The organism is Sphaerothrix gracilis Ecp01, assembly GCF_030405905.1.
In the GTDB taxonomy this organism is placed as follows: Bacteria; Cyanobacteriota; Cyanobacteriia; order Phormidesmidales; family Phormidesmidaceae; genus Sphaerothrix; species Sphaerothrix gracilis.
The window spans coordinates 15565-33502 of the sequence record NZ_JASATW010000035.1; the positions used below are offsets into that span (position 1 = coordinate 15565).

At 52.8% G+C, this 17938-nt stretch carries 19 protein-coding genes; 11 read left to right on the top strand and 8 right to left on the bottom strand.

Annotated elements, in window-relative coordinates; genetic code table 11:
• Positions 1-33 precede the first annotated feature (33 nt).
• Positions 34-3051 (top strand): replicative DNA helicase, encoded by a 3018-nt coding sequence (gene dnaB, locus QJQ48_RS24720; RefSeq protein WP_346293921.1) that lies wholly within the window; start codon positions 34-36, stop codon positions 3049-3051.
• An 11-nt stretch (positions 3052-3062) separates the two neighbouring features.
• Here dnaB and QJQ48_RS24725 read toward each other — a convergent pair whose 3' ends face one another.
• The gene (locus QJQ48_RS24725; protein WP_346293922.1) at positions 3063-3683 is read right to left on the bottom strand and encodes an exopolysaccharide biosynthesis protein; all 621 of its coding nucleotides are present in this window, start codon (positions 3681-3683) and stop codon (positions 3063-3065) included.
• Positions 3684-3857: 174 nt separating this feature from the next.
• On the opposite strand from QJQ48_RS24725, the gene QJQ48_RS24730 reads away from it, so the two are divergent.
• Positions 3858-4412, top strand: coding sequence for a hypothetical protein (locus QJQ48_RS24730; RefSeq protein WP_346293923.1), 555 nt, complete (start codon positions 3858-3860; stop codon positions 4410-4412).
• On the opposite strand, the gene QJQ48_RS24735 is transcribed toward QJQ48_RS24730, so the two are convergent.
• Positions 4399-4860: a DUF1499 domain-containing protein gene (locus QJQ48_RS24735; protein ID WP_346293949.1), complete on the bottom strand. Its 462-nt coding sequence runs from the start codon at positions 4858-4860 to the stop codon at positions 4399-4401. The genes QJQ48_RS24730 and QJQ48_RS24735 overlap by 14 nt on opposite strands.
• 180 nt (positions 4861-5040) lie before the next feature.
• Entirely contained in the window at positions 5041-5703 is a 663-nt protein-coding gene (locus QJQ48_RS24740; protein ID WP_346293950.1) for a hypothetical protein, read from the bottom strand.
• A gap of 193 nt (positions 5704-5896) precedes the next feature.
• Between QJQ48_RS24740 and QJQ48_RS24745 the strand changes: the two genes are divergently transcribed.
• Together QJQ48_RS24745 and QJQ48_RS24750 are read left to right on the top strand one after the other, a co-directional pair.
• Positions 5897-6250, top strand: a complete 354-nt coding sequence (locus QJQ48_RS24745) for a DUF6464 family protein (protein ID WP_346293924.1) — start codon at positions 5897-5899, stop codon at positions 6248-6250.
• Between the two features lie 131 nt (positions 6251-6381).
• Positions 6382-6744 carry a response regulator transcription factor gene (locus QJQ48_RS24750; RefSeq protein ID WP_346293925.1) on the top strand — a complete coding sequence of 121 codons (363 nt, stop codon included), beginning with the start codon at positions 6382-6384 and terminating at the stop codon, positions 6742-6744.
• A 49-nt stretch (positions 6745-6793) separates the two neighbouring features.
• On the opposite strand, the gene QJQ48_RS24755 is transcribed toward QJQ48_RS24750, so the two are convergent.
• Entirely contained in the window at positions 6794-8968 is a 2175-nt protein-coding gene (locus QJQ48_RS24755; protein WP_346293926.1) for a PAS domain S-box protein, read from the bottom strand.
• Positions 8969-9138: 170 nt separating this feature from the next.
• Entirely contained in the window at positions 9139-9897 is a 759-nt protein-coding gene (gene fabG, locus QJQ48_RS24760) for a 3-oxoacyl-[acyl-carrier-protein] reductase (protein WP_346293927.1), read from the bottom strand.
• Between the two features lie 111 nt (positions 9898-10008).
• On the opposite strand from fabG, the gene trxA reads away from it, so the two are divergent.
• Genes trxA through QJQ48_RS24780 form a run of 4 tightly spaced genes read left to right on the top strand, consistent with a single transcriptional unit; the run spans position 10009 to position 12190 of the window.
• Positions 10009-10326, top strand: coding sequence for a thioredoxin (gene trxA, locus QJQ48_RS24765; protein ID WP_346293928.1), 318 nt, complete (start codon positions 10009-10011; stop codon positions 10324-10326).
• Between the two features lie 30 nt (positions 10327-10356).
• Positions 10357-11085 (top strand): nucleotidyl cyclase domain-containing protein, encoded by a 729-nt coding sequence (locus tag QJQ48_RS24770; protein ID WP_346293929.1) that lies wholly within the window; start codon positions 10357-10359, stop codon positions 11083-11085.
• 17 nt (positions 11086-11102) lie between these two features.
• Positions 11103-11609 (top strand): 2-amino-4-hydroxy-6-hydroxymethyldihydropteridine diphosphokinase, encoded by a 507-nt coding sequence (folK, locus tag QJQ48_RS24775; RefSeq protein WP_346293951.1) that lies wholly within the window; start codon positions 11103-11105, stop codon positions 11607-11609.
• A gap of 29 nt (positions 11610-11638) precedes the next feature.
• Positions 11639-12190 (top strand): NUDIX hydrolase, encoded by a 552-nt coding sequence (locus tag QJQ48_RS24780; RefSeq protein WP_346293930.1) that lies wholly within the window; start codon positions 11639-11641, stop codon positions 12188-12190.
• Here QJQ48_RS24780 and QJQ48_RS24785 read toward each other — a convergent pair.
• Together QJQ48_RS24785 and QJQ48_RS24790 are read right to left on the bottom strand one after the other, a co-directional pair.
• Positions 12187-12345: a hypothetical protein gene (locus tag QJQ48_RS24785; RefSeq protein WP_346293931.1), complete on the bottom strand. Its 159-nt coding sequence runs from the start codon at positions 12343-12345 to the stop codon at positions 12187-12189. The genes QJQ48_RS24780 and QJQ48_RS24785 overlap by 4 nt on opposite strands.
• Before the next feature lie 131 nt (positions 12346-12476).
• Positions 12477-12662, bottom strand: coding sequence for a DUF4278 domain-containing protein (locus QJQ48_RS24790; protein ID WP_346293932.1), 186 nt, complete (start codon positions 12660-12662; stop codon positions 12477-12479).
• Between the two features lie 281 nt (positions 12663-12943).
• Between QJQ48_RS24790 and QJQ48_RS24795 the strand changes: the two genes are divergently transcribed.
• Positions 12944-14386 carry an FAD-binding domain-containing protein gene (locus tag QJQ48_RS24795; protein ID WP_346293933.1) on the top strand — a complete coding sequence of 481 codons (1443 nt, stop codon included), beginning with the start codon at positions 12944-12946 and terminating at the stop codon, positions 14384-14386.
• A 45-nt stretch (positions 14387-14431) separates the two neighbouring features.
• On the opposite strand, the gene QJQ48_RS24800 is transcribed toward QJQ48_RS24795, so the two are convergent.
• Positions 14432-14794: a hypothetical protein gene (locus tag QJQ48_RS24800; protein WP_346293934.1), complete on the bottom strand. Its 363-nt coding sequence runs from the start codon at positions 14792-14794 to the stop codon at positions 14432-14434.
• Between the two features lie 318 nt (positions 14795-15112).
• Here QJQ48_RS24800 and QJQ48_RS24805 point away from each other — a divergent pair, with 318 nt between their 5' ends.
• Both QJQ48_RS24805 and QJQ48_RS24810 read left to right on the top strand, forming a co-directional pair.
• Positions 15113-16507 (top strand): HTTM domain-containing protein, encoded by a 1395-nt coding sequence (locus tag QJQ48_RS24805; RefSeq protein ID WP_346293935.1) that lies wholly within the window; start codon positions 15113-15115, stop codon positions 16505-16507.
• A gap of 194 nt (positions 16508-16701) precedes the next feature.
• Entirely contained in the window at positions 16702-17895 is a 1194-nt protein-coding gene (locus QJQ48_RS24810) for an S-layer homology domain-containing protein (RefSeq protein WP_346293936.1), read from the top strand.
• The last annotated feature ends 43 nt before the right edge of the window (positions 17896-17938 follow it).

Sequence of the window (17938 nt, forward strand, 5' to 3'; positions counted from 1 at the left end):
GGGGTCATCCCGCCCTTATTTTGATTTAAAACTATGGTTCAGGAACTGAATTTCCAGCCGACGAGCGATCGCCTACCGCCGCAAAACGTTGATGCTGAAGAGGCAATCCTCGGCGGTATCCTTTTAGATCCAGAAGCGCTCAGCCGCGTCACCGAGATCCTACAGCCAGAAGCCTTCTACATTGAGGCGCACCGAGATATCTATCGGGCTGCCCTAGATTTACAAAGTCGGGGACGCCCCACCGACCTGATGAGCCTAGCGACGTGGCTTAAGGATCAAAACAAGCTGGAGAAAGTGGGGGGACAAAGCCGCTTAGCTCAGCTAGTCGATCGCGTCATCTCCGCTGCCAATATCGATCAGTATGCGACGCTGGTAATGGAGAAATACATGCGGCGCAAGCTGATCCAAACCGGGGGCGAGATTATTCAGCTCGGCTACGCCACCAGTTCCCCGGTCGAGACAATACTAGACCAGGCCGAACAAAAGCTATTTGGCGTTACCCAAGAGCGCCCGCAGCAGGGACTTACCCCTACAGGCGATATCCTCACCGACACATTTTCGGATATCGAACAGCGATCGCTGGGACTCACCACTCCCGGTATTGCCTGCGGTTTCTACGATCTTGACGCCATGACCCAGGGTTTTCAGCGATCGGATTTGATTATCGCGGCGGGGCGTCCGTCAATGGGCAAATGTCTTAGCCACGAGGCTGAGATTTTGCTGGCCGATGGCAGTCTCAAAACAATTGAGGCTATCTATCAGGAGCGATCGGCAAAATTATTAACGCTTGGCCCAGACTGGCGGCTGCATATCACCGAACCCAACGCCTTTGTTGATGACGGTTTTAAGCCTGTCTTCCGGGTCAAAACTCGTCTAGGTCGTACCATCGAGACAACGCTGACTCATCCCTATCTCACTATTCAGGGCTGGCAACCTTTAGCAAAGCTCTCAATAGGCACCAAAGTTGCCATACCTCGACGGCTCCCCATTTTTGGCACTCAGCAGCTTCCGACTCATCAGGTCAAGCTGCTGGCTTATCTCAGGAGTAAATCTGACCATGAGAAATGCATTCCGCCGGTCGTTTTTCAGCTTGTGCGATCGCAGCTAGCTCTATTCCTGAACCGTCTTTTCTCTACAGATGGCTGGATATCGGTATTAAGTAGCGGGCAGGTGCAGCTTGGCTTTGCTTCAGTCAGTGAAAAACTAGCGCAGCAGGTGCAACATTTACTGCTGCGATTTGGCATTTTGGCTCAGCGCAAATATCGCTCAGTCAAGTATCAAGATTCTCGCCGTTCTGCGTGGCAGCTCGATATTACCGATAGCCCGTCAATTAAAACATTTATCGATCAAATTGGCATTTTTGGGAAGGAAGATGCGATCGCCAAAGCTAAACAAGCCTTGGAAAACCGTCGCTATCAGACCAACCGAGATTTAATCCCAATTGAGATCTGGGCAGCTTTACAAAGTGCTAAAGGGACAGAATCCTGGCGATCGGTAGCAACCCGGGCTGAGTTGCAGGGGACAAGTAACCTTCATGTGGGCCAACGAGCGCCTACTCGTAACCGCCTAGCGGCTTTGGCAACTGCGTTAGATCATTCAGAACTACAGGCGATCGCCACTAGCGATGTCTATTGGGATGAAATTGTCTCTATCGAGCCGATGGGGCTTAAGCAGGTCTATGACCTGACGATTCCAGAAACCCACAATTTCATTGCCAATGACATCTGTGTGCATAACACTAGCTTTGTTCTCAACATTGCTCGCAACATTGCCGGGATGCATCAGCTTCCTGTGGCTATCTTCAGTTTGGAGATGTCGAAGTCGCAGCTTGTTTATCGCCTGCTGTCCAGCGAAATTCAGATTGAAAGTGGCCGTCTGCGGGCCGGACGAATTTCTCAGCCAGAGTGGGAACCGCTAGGCCACGCCATTAGCTCCCTCTCTCAGCTCCCGGTCTTTATTGACGATACGCCCAATATCTCGGTGACCGAAATGCGATCGAAGGCGCGGCGGTTGCAGGCTGAAAGCGGCGGCGCGCTGGGGCTGATTTTGGTGGATTACCTACAGCTAATGGAAGGCAGCGGTAGCGAAAACCGAGTGCAGGAACTCTCAAAAGTGACGCGATCGCTCAAAGGACTGGCCCGTGAACTGAGCGTACCGGTAATTGCCCTCTCGCAGCTCAGCCGCGGCGTCGAATCCCGCACCAACAAACGACCGATGATGTCAGACCTGAGAGAATGCGTCACGGGCGACACGCTGGTTGTTTTAGCTGACGGACGACGAGTGCCGATTCAGGATCTAGTCGGAGAAACACCCGAAGTTATCAGCCTGAACTCGCAAGGGAAATTAACAACGGCAAAAGCTGACCTAATTTGGCAGGTTGGACAAAAAAGTGTTTATCAAGTTCAGTTAGCTAGCGGTAGAACCATCAAAGCGACGAGCACGCATAGACTTTACGCTTTAGATGGATGGAAGACTGTTAAGGAAATTGCGCCAGGTACCCGCCTTGCCGTTGCTCGCTCACTACCCGAACCGATCAGCTCCCAAGAATGGCCTGATCAGCGAGTGGCTCTACTTGGACAGCTTATTGGAGATGGGAGCTATCTTAAAGGGCAGCCTATGCGCTACACGACTGCCTCTGAGGAGAACAGCACCCTTGTGAGAGCCGCTGTTGAAACAGAATCTTCACGATCTGTACTCGCTGGCTATGCTGACATTTTAGAAAGCCGCGTTCTTCGGGAAATAGCTAACTCAGATCTTTTTTGGGACACTGTTGTAGCAGTTGAACCTATTGGCGAAAAGATAGTCTATGACCTCAGCGTACCCGGGCCTGAATCGTGGTTAGCAGATGGCATCGTTTCACATAATTCTGGAGCGATCGAGCAGGATGCAGACCTGATTATGATGCTCTACCGGGAAGAATACTATGACCCCGACACTCCCGATCGCGGTCTTGCCGAAGTCATCATTACCAAGCACCGTAATGGGCCGACTGGAACCGTGAAGCTATTGTTTAAGCCGGAATACACCAAGTTTTTGAACCTTTCGTCTTAGCCCTCGTGTTTTTAGAACACGGTATTGCGAATCAGCTCAATTCCTGCCTTAACGGCCTCGTAGCCGAACAGCAAAATGAGGGAGGTCAGTGCTAGGCCCATCAGACACATCACCAGTCCGGCTAGGCTGATGGCCCCGTCGTCATCTAGCAGGCCAAACCCGGTGACAAAAATCCCCATCGCGGGCAGCGTGTTGGTGCCTGGAATCGGAATCATCATGGAAATAGACATCAGGGCGATCGCGCTGCCAATCACAACTCGCCCTGGCAGGCTAGTGCAGACGTAGCTCAGACGCGGGCGAGATATAGCCTCAATCCGCTGCAGCCACGGCACGCCAGCTTTAACAATGCCCTGCACCTGCTTCAGCTCAAACGGGTGCTTGTTCCAGCTAGTAGGAAACCAAGGGCGTTCTCGCCCCACGATGAGCTGTATTGCTAATAAAAAAAGAGCAATGCCAAACGGCACCGAATATCCTGGTGCTGGAAGCGGTAGCGCTGACGGAATCGATAACAATACAAATAGAAAGCCGAAAGTTCTCTCGCCAGCCAGGTCCAGAATGTCTTGAAGCGTAACTTTAGGCGCTCGATCGGCCTGAAAGAAATAGCGATTTAGCTCTACAGAAAGTCTTGCCATGCAGATTTACAAACACCTGGAATAAAAATTACTATCACCCAGTTGCTGCTGCACAGCGCAGCGCCATAATCAGCGCAAAGCCCCAGCATTACAGCAGCTTCGCTAGACTCTAGCAAATTTCCTCAGAACTTTCACAACGGCCAAAACGATCTTTATCGCAAATTTGTACAGCCCATGAGCGCGATCGCCGGTCGTATTCTCTGCCTATTTTTGCCTGCTGGCATCGGTCTAGGGGTGAAGCTGTTGGCCGTCAGCAGTTGGGCTGAACGCTGCCTGACGTTGGCGCTGCTGCTGCTCTGTTTGGAACAGACACACATGGCGATCGCCGATTTACAGCAGATTGCGGAGGTCAAAAACCAGGGGTTAAAATCTCCGCGGCTGCGTCGGTTTCAGCAGGTAACGCTCAGCACCCTTGCCCTAGAGCTGTTAGGCTTCTATGTCGCCTGGATCTGGCTAGGTGGGGGAGCGCTCTTGGTATTGCTGAGTCTGCTGGGGTTTAACCTCCTGGCGGGCGTTCAGCTACAGCCGCATCAGCCTGTCTTAATAGAGAAGTGCGGGCCAGGACAGCGCTGGCCTGTCATCGTGGCTGACTTAGTGGGGTTAGTTCTAGCGAGTCTTTGGCATTTACAGATTGCGCCGCTAGCCGCCGCTTTGGGGCTGCTGGGGATGATTTGCCTATACGGTGTGATTAAATACGGCGAGCGTTTCTTTAGACCTAATCAACGCTAGCAAGTCCCAAATCCTGCAGCGCTAGACGAATTTGCTCTAGACGGCGACGGTTAACGCCCAGGTCGGATTCTCCCAGTCGGGCGGCGGAGCGCATATGAATCACGTTTTCCTCAGCCGGTAGATAAAATTCGCCGTCATCGACAAAGCCCATCAGCCGACTTTGAGATTCAAACCGGATGTACTCATCCGTTTGCTCAACAATAGTCGTACGCGGGACAACGCCTAGCACCTCCAGCAAGGTGTTACGGGTCGTCTCGCGATCGCCCTCATAGGCAATTGGCTCAATAGCGTGGTCGGCATCTGCACCCTGACTGACGACGCAGTTAGGAGAAGTCGGGCAGGCGGTTAGCTGACCGTCATGGACGCCTAAGTTTTGGGGCGGGGATCCGCTAAAAACGCTATCAAAGCCCGGTAGCGCAGCAGGTAAAGCAGCCGCGACCGCAGGCATGGGCAGCAAAATACCACTGACAAAAATCAAGCCGCAGAAAACAAAAGAGAGCAGGAAACGCATTCGCAATATTTCTTTAAGTCTCTGCTATCCTAGCTCGATTGTTGGGCAAAAGCTGGGTTTTCAGGTAACTTTGCGTTTGCCTTCCAGCAGCGGCTAACCTAGCTGGCCTCAACTGCTTTAGCTGTCTTCGTCAAAGTCTTCCGGAACATCTATCTTTTCCACATCAGCCTGATCAATCGCTTCAACTGCCGCCTCTACCGCATCGGAGCCAGACGCAGCAACGGCTTCTTCAACAGCGGCTGCAAGCTGCGTCGTGGCATGGCAAATTACAGGTAGCGCCGCGCCTCTCAGACCCTTGGCGATTCGGGTCGGGGTGTCTGGAAAAACCACAAATAGAGGATGAGGCATGTCTGCCCCTTCGCTCAGCAAATGCTTATGCTTGAGGGGCAACAGCCATTCATAACCTTTATCCAACAAAATCTGTGTCTGCCGCCAGCGACTCAGCAGGTCGGAAAAGTCTTCGTAAGGTCGATGAATAAACAGACAGATTTCTATGCCTGTTTTAATCTTCCATTCCGGATCGCACATCAAAAAAACGACATCGCAGGGAAGCTGCAACACCTCTTTGGTGGCGGTCGGCTGCCCTGGCGCTGGCTGAAAAACAACTGACTGCCGAATCCGCGCTGTTGGCAGCGGCAGGGCAATCAGGCTGTCGGCTGGACGCCGCATACTGGGCAAAGTTTCTAAGTAGGGACGATACTGCTTTAGCAGCTCAACAGCTCCTTCATAGCTGCTGCATTCAGCTAGCAGAGATTCGTAATAGACTTGATTAACCGACATAGCGCGATCGCGTTCTTTACCAACCGATGAACCAGCACCCACTAGCTGCCGTCTCTTGTGAAAATTTCGGCGGGGTCAAGCTGGCGTTTGCCGAACGTTCCTGCAATTGTAACGAACCTTTTCAGGGACTGGAGAGCTGCTATGGTTAAAGCTACCCGTTTGACTGCCTAAAATACGCCGATCGCCGGAATTTATGGAGCCAGATTTACTACCCACTGAGCTAATTCTTAATCATTCTCAGCAGTCCCTTGGCAGGGTCTATCTAGACTGGATGCCCCAGCCGGGTACTCATATTGAATTTAGCGGCCAAACCTATGCGGTGCTGGAGCGTCGCCACCGCTACCAGCTCAAGGCTAGCCGCTATCGCCTCAGCAAAATTGCTCTCTATGTTCAGCTTGCTAAATCGGCTGAGGAAAGGAGTCAGGTGGGCGATCGCTGGGTGATTGGCGATGTAAGCTGCTGCTACAATGCCGGGTCAGAGCTGCTGCGCTGTGCCGTAAATCCCACCGGGCCGTGTCAGGGCTGCAGCGATTACGAGCTGGCGTAAGGTAGCCAAAACCCGCTCGAAGCTAAAGACGCGAGACTTTCTCAGCAAGAACTCATTTGCCGGTCACAAGTGATTCAGATCACCGGGGCATACTGAGAGGTATCGAGGCGACCTAAATGGTGACATTGGCTATGCACATCCTACTCATTGAAGACAATCCCAACACTGCTAAGCTGATGGAGCTAGAGCTGCTGGATGAAGGCTATCAGGTTACTGTTGCCTATGACGGCTTAATGGGATTAAAAGCGGCTCAGTCAATGCAGCCTAATTTGGTGCTGTTAGATTGGAAACTGCCGACCCTATCGGGACCCGAAATTTGTCAGGCTTTGCGTCAGTCTGGCTATCAGGAGCCAATCATTTTTGTCACGGCCCTGTCTGAGGTGGAATATCAGGCAGTTGCTCAGCAGGTCGGCGCGAATGACTACATTGTCAAACCGTTCAATCTAGAAGTTTTACTGGGCCGCGTGCAGCAGCAGTGTCCTTGTGTAGCCTGATAGTGTGCTTCTGGTCTCTCTGCGTTTCCGGGTCTGAAACGTTACCTATCTAGGTCGGCTTCAGCGGCAGCGTGACGGTGACGGTGGTGCCAGTAGCGGCGGCTGAGGCGATCGCCAACTCACCCCCGTGCGCTTCAATGATTCGCTTGGTGATTGCTAATCCCAGTCCGTTGCCGGAAGACTTGGTGGTGAAAAAGGGCTGGGTCAGCTTGGGCAAAACCTCCGGTGGAATCGGTTCACCGCCGTTGTGCACCTCAACTACAGCCCGCTGCTGCGGCTGGTCAATCTCTAAACGACAGAAAACTTGCTCTCCGCCAGCGATCGCCTCACAGGCGTTGCCAATCAGGTTGATGAACACCTGCTTCAGCTTATCGGTATCGCCTAGAATCGGTGCTGGCTGCTCAGGAACAGAGAACTGAATTTGGCGATCGCTGGCGGCAGGCATCGCCTGCAGCGACTCCAGCATCTCCGCCAGTAAACCTTTGAGATCCAGTTCGCTTAGAGCTAGATTTTGCTGTTTGGCATAGAGCAAAATTTCATTTAATAGCCGCTGCAGCCGCTCCGACTCTTCCAGCGCGAAGGACAACCGCATTTGCGCTCGCTCCGGCAAATCAAGCCGTTTGAAGGAACTCAGCCCCATCAGCACCGTGGTCAGCGGATTGCGTACCTCATGGACAATCATGGCGGCCAGTTCGCCAATTTCCGCCAGCCGCGCCAGCGCTGCCTCAGCCTGCTTCCGTTCGCTGGTGTCACGAGCTAAGGCCAAAATTAGGCGATCGCTACCAAATTCCAGCAGCCCTAGCCGCACCTCGACCGGAAACTGACTGCCATCTTGCCGTCGATGGGTACCTTCAACGGTGGCCGGACTGCCTACCGTGAGAGACTGCCAGAGCTGGGAAAACTGCTCTGCCGTGAGGTCTTGTTGAATATCGGTCACCGATAGCTGCATCAGCTCAGCCCGGCTATAGCCCAGACTGTGACAGGCTTGCTGATTGGCATCGACAAAGCCCCCCTGCTCGTTAACCACAAAGATGGCATCTACCGCCTGCTCCACCAGCATCCGAAACCGCTGTTCGCTAGCCCGCAAAGCTTCTTCCGCCTGCTTGCGCTCGGTGATATCGCTAACCACAGATAGAATACAGTCCTGCTGATTGATGCTGATTTGCTCTGCTGAATACAGCACCGTACGCCTTTCCTGAGTGCGGGTGAGGAAACAGTATTCCCGGTTGCGAATATAGCCGCGATCGCGAATAGTTTGAATCATCTGCTGGCGATCGCGGGGATTAGCCCACAGCTTCAGATCTAAAGCCGTTTGCCCAATCACCTGCTCTAAGGAACTGCCGTGGAGCCGCAGAAAGCTGTCGTTGGCTTCGATCAGCTTGCCATTGATCATCGTGCTCATGGTGATGGGGTTAGGGCTAGAGCGAAATGCTTTGGAAAATTTTTCCTCTGATAGGCGTAGCTCGGCTTCAGCCTGCTTGCGGTTGGCGATCGCCTCAGAAATTTGCTGTAGCATCTGCTCAAAAGCTGTTACCACATCGCCTAGTTCGTCTTGGCGATAGGTTTTCGCTGATTCAAAGGCAACCAACCGTGCATCCTGATCGGCGCTAATCGCCCGTCCGGTCTTGAGCAAGTCCCGCCGCAGCCGCAAAATAGGCGTAATCAGCAGCCGCTCCAGCACAATCATGGTCGCTCCGGTGACAAAAAAAGAAATGATCACTACTAAGCCGGTAATACGGCCAATGAAAGCAATCACCTCCTGCCGCACCAAGGTCGTATCGTGGCGAATAATCAGGAGATATTGTCCGTCTAGAGGCGACATCTGCCAAACCGCATCATAACGGTGCTGAGCGCGATTAAGCAGCGTTTCTTGCCCAGCTGCTACATCAGCGAACGTCAGCGCTGGCGCTTCGCCGAAAGTGCCGACTAGAGTTCCCTCCGCCCGATAGAGTGCTCCTCCCACGGCAGTGTCATCCTGGGTAGTTCGCAGCCGCGTGAGCAGCGCAGCCTCTGTTTGGGGGAGAGCAGTTTGAGCCAGTAGCCCTGAGGCTTTGGCGGCGGCTAACTCCTGCTGATAGATTAAAAGCTCGCGCTCGCGGCGGTAGACCGAAGGAATGAGAATAATGCCTTCAATCAGCACAATGCTGGCAAAGACCCAAAAAACAATCCGCCGTGAAAGGCGAGTCTTAAACAGGTCAGACAGGGCTTGGCGCTTGGTTGCCACCGGACTTATTTTCTGCTGCGCAGAATGAGAGGGCTTTGGGGAATTTTACTGGACTTTGCCGAAAGACTGATGGGGATAAAACAAAAAACAAGCCTTTCTCGATTTTCAGTTTTCTTCAGCCTCTGAGACAACCAATCGTTTAAGATTTTTTGCTGTGCTTGGGCTATTGCCTAAGCCATCACCATGCCGCCATCGACATTCATTACCTGCCCGGTAATATAAGCGGCAGCCGGATCGGCGGCTAGAAAACGGACAAGACCGGCCACCTCTGCCGGAGTGCCGTAGCGATTTAGGGGGATAAATTTAAGAATTTCTTCCGTGTTGGACAAATCGGCAGTCATGTCCGTGGCGATAAATCCAGGCGCAACCGCGTTAACCGTCACCCCTCGACTGGCAAGTTCCTTGGCAATTGTTTTGGTGAAGCCAATCACGCCCGCTTTAGCTGCGCTGTAGTTGGACTGTCCTGGATTGCCCATCAGTCCTGACACCGAGGCCACGTTAACAATGCGGCCTGAGCGCTGTTTCAGCATGATTTTGCTCACGGCCCGCGTGCAGAGGAAAACGCCTGTTAGATTCAAGTCAATGACGGCCTGCCAGTCCTCTGGCTTCATCCGCAGCAGCAGCGTATCGCGGGTAATTCCGGCATTGTTGACTAGGACATCTACCCGGCCCCACTTCTCCATCGTGGCGCTGATCAAAGCATCGACCTGATCGGCCTGAGACACGTCGGCCTGCAAAGCAATAGCGCTGCCGCCCTTTTCATTAATTTGAGCGACCACCTCATCAGCAGCGCTGCTAGAGCGGGCATAGTTAACCACTACCTGTGCCCCCTCTGCAGCCAGTGCGATCGCGATCGCCCGGCCAATTCCGCGCGAGGCTCCGGTTACAATCGCGACCTTGTCCTGTAGAGCTTGAGATAGGGCTGTCATTCAATCTAAACCTCCTGAAATGCTCTCATATCTTAAGTCATTCCAGCGAGAGACGGAATCTTGGAAATAGCGAGGATAAGATCGTCAAAATGGTTATTCCTCAAATCTCTCATGGCAGTTAAACAGCAGTTCAAAAGCTTTGCAGACCTGATCCAAGATTCGGAAATCCCGGTTCTGGTAGACTTTTACGCTAACTGGTGCGGCCCCTGCCAGATGATGGCAGGCATTCTGGAGCAGGTCAACGCTCAAGTCAAAGGCCAAATTAAAATTGTTAAAATTGATACAGAACGTTATTCTCAGCTTGCCTCTGAGTACAGTATTCATGCCTTGCCAACGCTCGTCCTTTTCAAACAAGGAAAGCCAATTGACCGGATAGAGGGCGTATTGGCGGTAGAACAACTGGTTCAGCGCTTAAAAGCAAGTCTCTAGTAAAGAATCAGCTCTACGAGCTGGGGCGACATGATTGCTGCTATGTGGGCATTTGCCGCTATTATCAGTGGGCAAGCAGTTACCGCTGCTGTACCATCACTTGCATCTGCCGATCACTGTTCTCAGTCCGATCCACCAGCCGCTAGTCATACTGGGATGTCTCAGCCAGAGCGGGAACAAAATACCGAAAGCCTGCTGACACGCTTACTGCAGCAGCGCAATCAGCACCCTGAAGCGGCAGCAGCAATTGATCAGCATATTCAAGCTGTCTTTGGTCAAACTCTAGCGGTGATGGTGCTAGATGCTGTTGGCTTTTCCCGGCGATCGCAGCAGTCTGGCATCATCGCGGCGCTGGCAGAGATTCAGCAACTGCAGGCGATCGCTCTGCCAGTGATAGAAACCGCTGGCGGCAGCGTTTTTAAGTTAGAGGCCGACAACATTTATGCCAGCTTTCCGAATGCTGAAACTGCTGTGGGCGCGGCTCAAACGCTGATCGCCACTTTAAGTGAGGCGGATTTGCACGTCAGCATTGGAATTGGCTACGGCAATATGCTGGTGGTGGCTGAGACCGATATCTTTGGCGAAGAACTGAATCTAGCGTCTAAATTAGGAGAAGACCTGGCCGGACGCGACGAAATTCTACTGACGGAGGCCGCCTTTTGCAGCTTACCCCCCCATTCTCTCAGAACCGATATCCTGATGATGGAAACTTCGGGGCTGAGGCTGAGAACTTATCGCCTGCTGCCACCGCTGCCTTAGAGAGCACTCCCTGTGCGATCGCGCTGGGGAGTAATCTGGGCGACTCTTTAGCAATTCTGCAGGGGGCCCTAGAGGCGATCGCCGCGACTGCAGGGATTACTCTACTAGCCTGTTCTAAAGCCTATCGCACTGCTCCGGTAGGCCCGCCTCAGCCTGACTACTGGAATGCCTGCGCGATCGCAGAAACTCGGCTAACTCCGGCAGCGCTGTTAGCAGTTTTATTAGAAATTGAAAGTCGCTTTGGGCGAGAGCGGCGAGAACGGTGGGGGCCACGCCTGCTAGATCTAGACCTACTGCTGTACGGTCAGAAAATCCTAGAAATACCCCATCTGCAAATTCCTCATCCGCGAATGCACCAGCGAGCTTTCGTGCTGGCCCCTTTGGCAGAAATTGCGCCTAACTGGAGAGAGCCTGTCTTGGGTCAGACCATTGCTGAGCTACTCCAACAGGTTGACTGCACGGGCATACAGCCAACCGCAAACCAATTCAAAATTGACAATTCGCCTGACACAGCGGCATTCTGAGGATACTGACAAATACTGTTCAGAATTCTATGCCCGGCCAAGAACCCCCTCAGCTTCTCAAACAGCGGCTTTTCTACGAAGGCCGCAAGTTCAACTTTGAGGTCAACCAGCTCCGCCTCCCCAATAAAGCCATCGGCGACTGGGAATGCATTCGCCATCCAGGAGGGGCCTTAGCCGTCCCCATCACTGCTAATGGAGAACTGGTACTGGTGAGGCAATACCGCTTTGCGGTTCAGGGGCGACTGCTAGAATTTCCGGCTGGGACGGTAGAAGTCAGCGAGCAGCCCGCTGAAACGATTCAGCGAGAGTTAGAAGAAGAAACCGGATATCGGGCCCATAGCTGGTCTCCGTTGGGTAAGTTTGCCCTCGCCCCCGGCTATTCCGACGAGTTTATCTATGCTTTTTTAGCCGCTGACTTAGAAAAGCTAGAGGATACTCCTGCCCTAGATGCTGATGAAGACTTGGAAGTCGTCTTAATGACACCAGCAGAACTAGAAAAAGCCATTTTGGCCGGAGAAGGAGTTGATGCCAAATCAATTGCCAGCTTTATGCTGGCTAAGCCTCACCTATCACCCAGCTAGAGCATCTGCCAAGCTTCCAGCATGACTAACAAAGCTGCTCCTAGCAGCGGAATCAAAACTAGCGCTAGGAAAACGTCTATCAGCCCAGCAGCTAGCGCCTGCTGAGCGGGCGTTAGCTGAGGTAGCTCAAATTTGTAGCCATCGGAAACTGGCATAACAAAGACCCTACGAAAGAACTGGTCGTTATTATTCAGAAGCTCTTTTAGTTAACCACTGATTTTTCCAACCAGAACGTGATCTTTCCGCTGCCGACCTGTGATTATGGTCACGATGAGGCAGGGAATGACTAAATTTCGTGGGTATATTTGACGCCGCGATAGGTAAGCTGTACTTGATCATGATGACGCTGGGCCACTCGATAGCTTTTAGTTTTGAAATGGGCACCGCGATAGGTACCAATTTCATTGCCTTCGGTGGCTTCAATGCGAGGAGTCTGAGTTTCGTATTGGGCACCGCGGTAGAAAAGACGCATGGATTTAATCTCTCTATTAATAAAAGTGAGTGCAGAGGCTTTTAGCAATGATGCGAGCAGTTAGCCTCTTGCTAAAAAGTAGCACTATATACAGTTTGTCGTGGTAATTTATGCATTAAGAAATTTGAAAGCTTTGATTAAAGTTCTGTCAGAAAACAGGCATGGCCAATATTTAGCGATCTGAACGGCAAGAAGCTTGACCTCAGATAGGTTCGCCGGACTAGGAGACCGTGTCATACTGAATCCCTATTCTGCAGCCGCAAAAAATTTCAAACTGAGCCATGACCGACCTGATTTTGTTTTGGCACCGCCGAGACTTACGACTTTCTGACAACTTAGGACTGGCAGCCGCTCGCGATCGCAGCCAGAAAGTTATCGGCGTTTTTTGCCTTGATCCGGCTCTATTAGAAAATGATGCCGTGGCCCCTGCTCGCGTTACCTACATGATTGGCTGCTTGGAGGAGCTGCAGCAGCGCTATCAGGCGGCAGGCAGTCGGCTGCTAATTTTACAGGCTCCTCCCGAAAAGGCAATTCCCGAACTGGCGCGGGCTTTATCCGCTCAGGCTGTTTACTGGAACTGGGATGTCGAGCCTTATGCCCAAACGCGTGACCAAAAGGTGCGCGATGCCCTCAAAGACTATGGCATTCATGTCCACAATACCTGGGATCAGCTCCTACACGGTCCTGGCGAAGTCCGCACCAATGCTGGCGACCCTTACACGGTTTACACGCCCTTTTGGCGCAACTGGAAAGATCACGCTAAAGCTGCCCCAGCTCCGACGCCGGAAAGCCTAACGGATCTCTCAAGTGCAGAGCAGCAGGCGGCTGATGAGGCAGGCGCGATGGCGCTGCCCAGTGCGAAGGACTTGGGATTTGTCTGGGAAAATCCGCTGCTGCTGGCACCGGGCGAAAAGGCAGCGCAGCAGCGGCTAGCTGATTTTTGTGATGATGACCGGGCGATCGCTGAATATGCCGAGCAGCGAAACTTACCCAGTATTGAGGGAACTTCTGTCCTCAGCGCGGCGCTGAAGTTTGGGGCTATTGGCATTCGCACCGTCTGGGAAGCTGCTGACTCAGCCTACAGTCGCTGCCGCAGTGACGAGACTCGCAACAGCGTCAAAACCTGGCAGCAAGAGCTGGCCTGGCGCGAGTTCTATCAGCATGTGATGTATTTTTTCCCTCAGCTCGCTGAAGGGCCTTACCGAGAAGCGCTCAAAGACTTTCCCTGGATTAACAACGAAGATCACTTTCAGGCTTGGTGCGAAGGTAAAACAGGCTATCCGATTGTGGATGCGGCCATGCGGCAGCTCAATGAAACGGGCTGGATGCACAACCGCTGTCGCATGATTGTTGCCAGCTTCTTGACCAAGGATCTGATCATTGACTGGCGCTGGGGAGAGAAATATTTTCTGCAAAAGCTGTTCGACGGCGATCTTTCCGCTAACAATGGCGGCTGGCAATGGAGTGCCTCTAGCGGCATGGATCCAAAACCGCTGCGAATTTTTAACCCGGCTAGCCAGGCGAAGAAATTTGACCCGGAAGCAGACTATATTCGCCAGTGGCTACCGGAGCTAAAAGATTTGGATACGAAAGAACTGATCACAGGTGAAATTGCCCCAGAAAACCGCGATCGCTGCAGCTACCCGCAGCCCGTTGTTGAACACAAAGAGCGGCAGGCCCTGTTTAAGGATAAGTACAAAGAGCAGAAGGCAGCCGCAGACTAGGAGCTAGGGCGAGGTTAGGAAGGTAGAGAAGAGATGGGTTCAGCGCTAGGGCTGGGGTAGCTTCGCTGAGGCGATCGCAATCACGTTACCCCGTCCGTCTACCTGACAAGAACCGGCCAAGCTCTCACCCTCTTTCCACTGAATTAAAAACGTCCCGTCTCGCAAAAGCTGAGCGGTCTGAATCTCAATCGGCTCGCTGGCTACATCTGCCGCTTCCGCAATACATCCCTCTAACACAGAGGCCGGAATATTCGCCTCCGACGGGGGGAGACTGACCGATTGGACTGGGGACGATTCTAGGCTTTCGCCAAGCACATCAAACGTTTGGTTCAGGCTAGCTCGGCAAGCCCCCAAACCCGCAAGTAAAACAAAGCAAGGCAGCACAGGGAAACGCACAAACTGAGGCATGGTTACTAGGCTCAATGGACTCTACTCACACCGGGACAGCGGTTAAGCCGTATTAATCATTCATTGCAGAATAAGCCCTGAGATAGATGTCGTCTACGTAACAACTTTACTTTTACAGTAAAATCTGCGCTTGCCAACTCATCTAGAGATAGAGTTGAGCGGGCTGACTCGTATTATTAAGACGCGATTAAGTTAAAAAGGTGCCCGGTGATACCTTTAATTAATTTACGACCTGTCAGCCGAATGAACGGGAACTTGACTAAGGGCGAGGGCGATCGAAAACTCAGTGTGTTAGTGGACTAGCGATCTTTGAAAACAGTGAAGCAGCTTCAGGAATGGCTCTGGCAACCCGTAGATATTGCCGTTTTGGCCTACTTTCGGATCGGCTTTGGCGCTATTTTGCTCTGGGAAGTACAGCGCTACTTTGCTCATGGCTGGATTGAAGCCTACTGGATGAAGCCAGACTTCAACTTCACCTATCCTGGCTTTGGCTGGGTGCAGCCCTGGCCGGGAGAGGGGATGATCTGGCACTTTGCGGTTCTGGGCGTACTCGCTTTATTTATCTCGCTGGGCTTTTTCTATCGGCTGAGCGCCCTGCTCTTTTTTGTGGGCTTTACCTACATTTTCTTATTAGAACAGGCCCGCTATCTCAATCATTTCTATCTCATCTGCCTGCTGAGCTACTTGCTCATCTTTCTGCCTGCCCATCGGCTGTGTTCAGTAGACGTGCTGCGCCGTCCAAAGTTGCTGTCTCAGACGGCCCCGGCTTGGACATTATGGCTGCTGCGTTTTCAAATTGCAGTGCCGTATTTCTACGGCGGCATTGCTAAACTCAATGGCGATTGGCTGCAGGGAGAACCGATGCGGCTGTGGCTGGCAGGTTCTACGGATTTTCCGCTGGTGGGGCAGTTCTTTACAGCGGAGTGGATGGTCTATTTGCTGAGCTATAGCGGCCTGCTGCTAGATCTGCTAATTGTGCCGCTGCTGCTCTGGCGTCGCACCCGGTTGGGGGCGTTCGCCTTGATTACGCTGTTTCATCTCACAAATGCGCGGCTGTTTTCGATTGGTATTTTTCCCTGGTTTATGATCGCGGCGACGGCTATTTTCTTTGATCCAAGCTGGCCGCGCCGCGTATTTGGCAGATTGTCCAAGGTATCGGTGAAATCCATCAGCCCCAAATCAGAAGCTGAGCTAGCGGGCAACGCCGCTTCTGGAAACGCGATCGCTTCGCTACGACACCGCCGTCTAGTGGCCGCCTGCTTGCTCATTTACGTCAGCCTCCAATGTCTATTGCCTCTGCGCCACTATCTCTACCCGGGCAATGTTAATTGGACAGAAGAAGGGCATCGGTTTGCCTGGCATATGAAGCTACGGGATAAAGACAGCCGAGCTGAATTTCTAGTGCGCGATCCCGCAACCCAACAGGTAGTCAGCGTTTTACCCGAACAGTTTTTGGCCCGCTGGCAGGTTCGCAAGATGGGCGGACGGCCCGATATGGTGCTGCAGTTTGCCCACTACCTGGCTGAGACGCTACCAGCCCAGGGAGATGAATCACTGGAGGTCAGAACGCGGGCTTGGGTGTCGCTCAATGGTCGATCGCCGCAGCTGCTGATTGATCCGTTTGTGGACTTGGCTCAAGAGAAGCAATCGCTGCGGCCTGCCGACTGGATTTTGCCGCTAGATGAGCCTTTGCCGCTTAGATCTTCACAGTAAAACAGCAGTGCGATCGCCCTCGATAAGCTTTAGATGAAGCTCTGAGAAGAACCTGGAACTTGTGTCTAAGATCACAGTCTTGCCTAAAGAGGATAAGCCGGATAGTTCCTCGGCTAGCTCCTGAGCCAGCAACTTTGTTGGAAAGCTCAGTCCTATCTGCTACGTGATGTTCTTTGAAATAGGTAGAACTAGATATGCGCCCCTTTTTATTGAAAGTCTTAACTCAGACTGCCTCTTTTGCCATGTTGCTAGTGATCGCGGCAACTTTGTTCTCTTCAGTCTTGACGGCTTCGGCTCAGCAAAGCGAAACCACTCCAACTGACAAAGCAGCTACCGAGCAAATTAATGAGCTGTCTCAGTTAAAGGACGACGATGACGACGGTGACGATGACGACGATGGCGGTGACGACGACGACGATGGCGGCGGCAGTACCAGCGGCGGCGGTACCAGCGGCGGCAGCACCAGTGGCGGTAGTACCACGACCACCACAACCACGACTACTACAACCACCACCGTTAACTACACTGACATTACAACAACCTACTGGGCCAGCACCTTCGTCTATAGGCTGTCGTCCCTCAACGTGGTCACAGGCTTTCCTAACGGCCAGTTTCTGCCCACGGCCTATCTAACAAAGGCTCAGTATGCGGCGATCGTCAGCAAAGCCTTCAACTTACAGCCTGTGCGCCAAAGCGTTTCGCTACAGGGCGTCTCCAGCCGTTTTTGGGCTTTTAGCGCGATTCGACAAGCCTACACAATGGGCTTTTTGAATCTAAGTTCGGGCGGGGGATTTGAGCCAGATGCCCGCATGACCAAGCTAGAAGTATTGGTGATGCTGGCCAGGGCTTTGGGCTACACCGAGGTGACTTCTAACCGGAGCGTGGAAGAAATCCTCAGCGTTTTTGTGGATGCAGACACCATCCCCAGCCAATACCGGGTTGTCATCGCCGCGCTGGTGGAAAAGAACGTTTTGGTCAACTACCCCAATGTTCGCGAGCTGAATCTGTTTGAACTAGTGACGCGGGGTGAGGCTTGCTCTTACGTCTATCAGGCGCTCGTCAGTCTAGGCGTAGTTGAGTCAGTCACTTCCGACTACATCGTTGATCTAGCTGGCATTCTGCAGGAAACGACCACCACGACTGAAACCACCGTTGAAACGGATACTACCACCACCGGGGGGTCAGACAATAGCGACAGTGGTGATGACGATGACGACGGCGACGATGATGATGACGGCGACGATGACGACGATGATGATGACGATGGGAGCCGACGTAGTAACTGCAACCAGGGCATCGGCAACGGCCCTGAGGGCTGCGATCCGGGTAACTCCAGGCCCCGCGGCGGCAGCAATGATGAGGGGGGACGGACTCCCGGTAACCGTTAAGCGTTAAGTTTTACCGCATCGGCAGGGCGCACGGCTGTGCGCC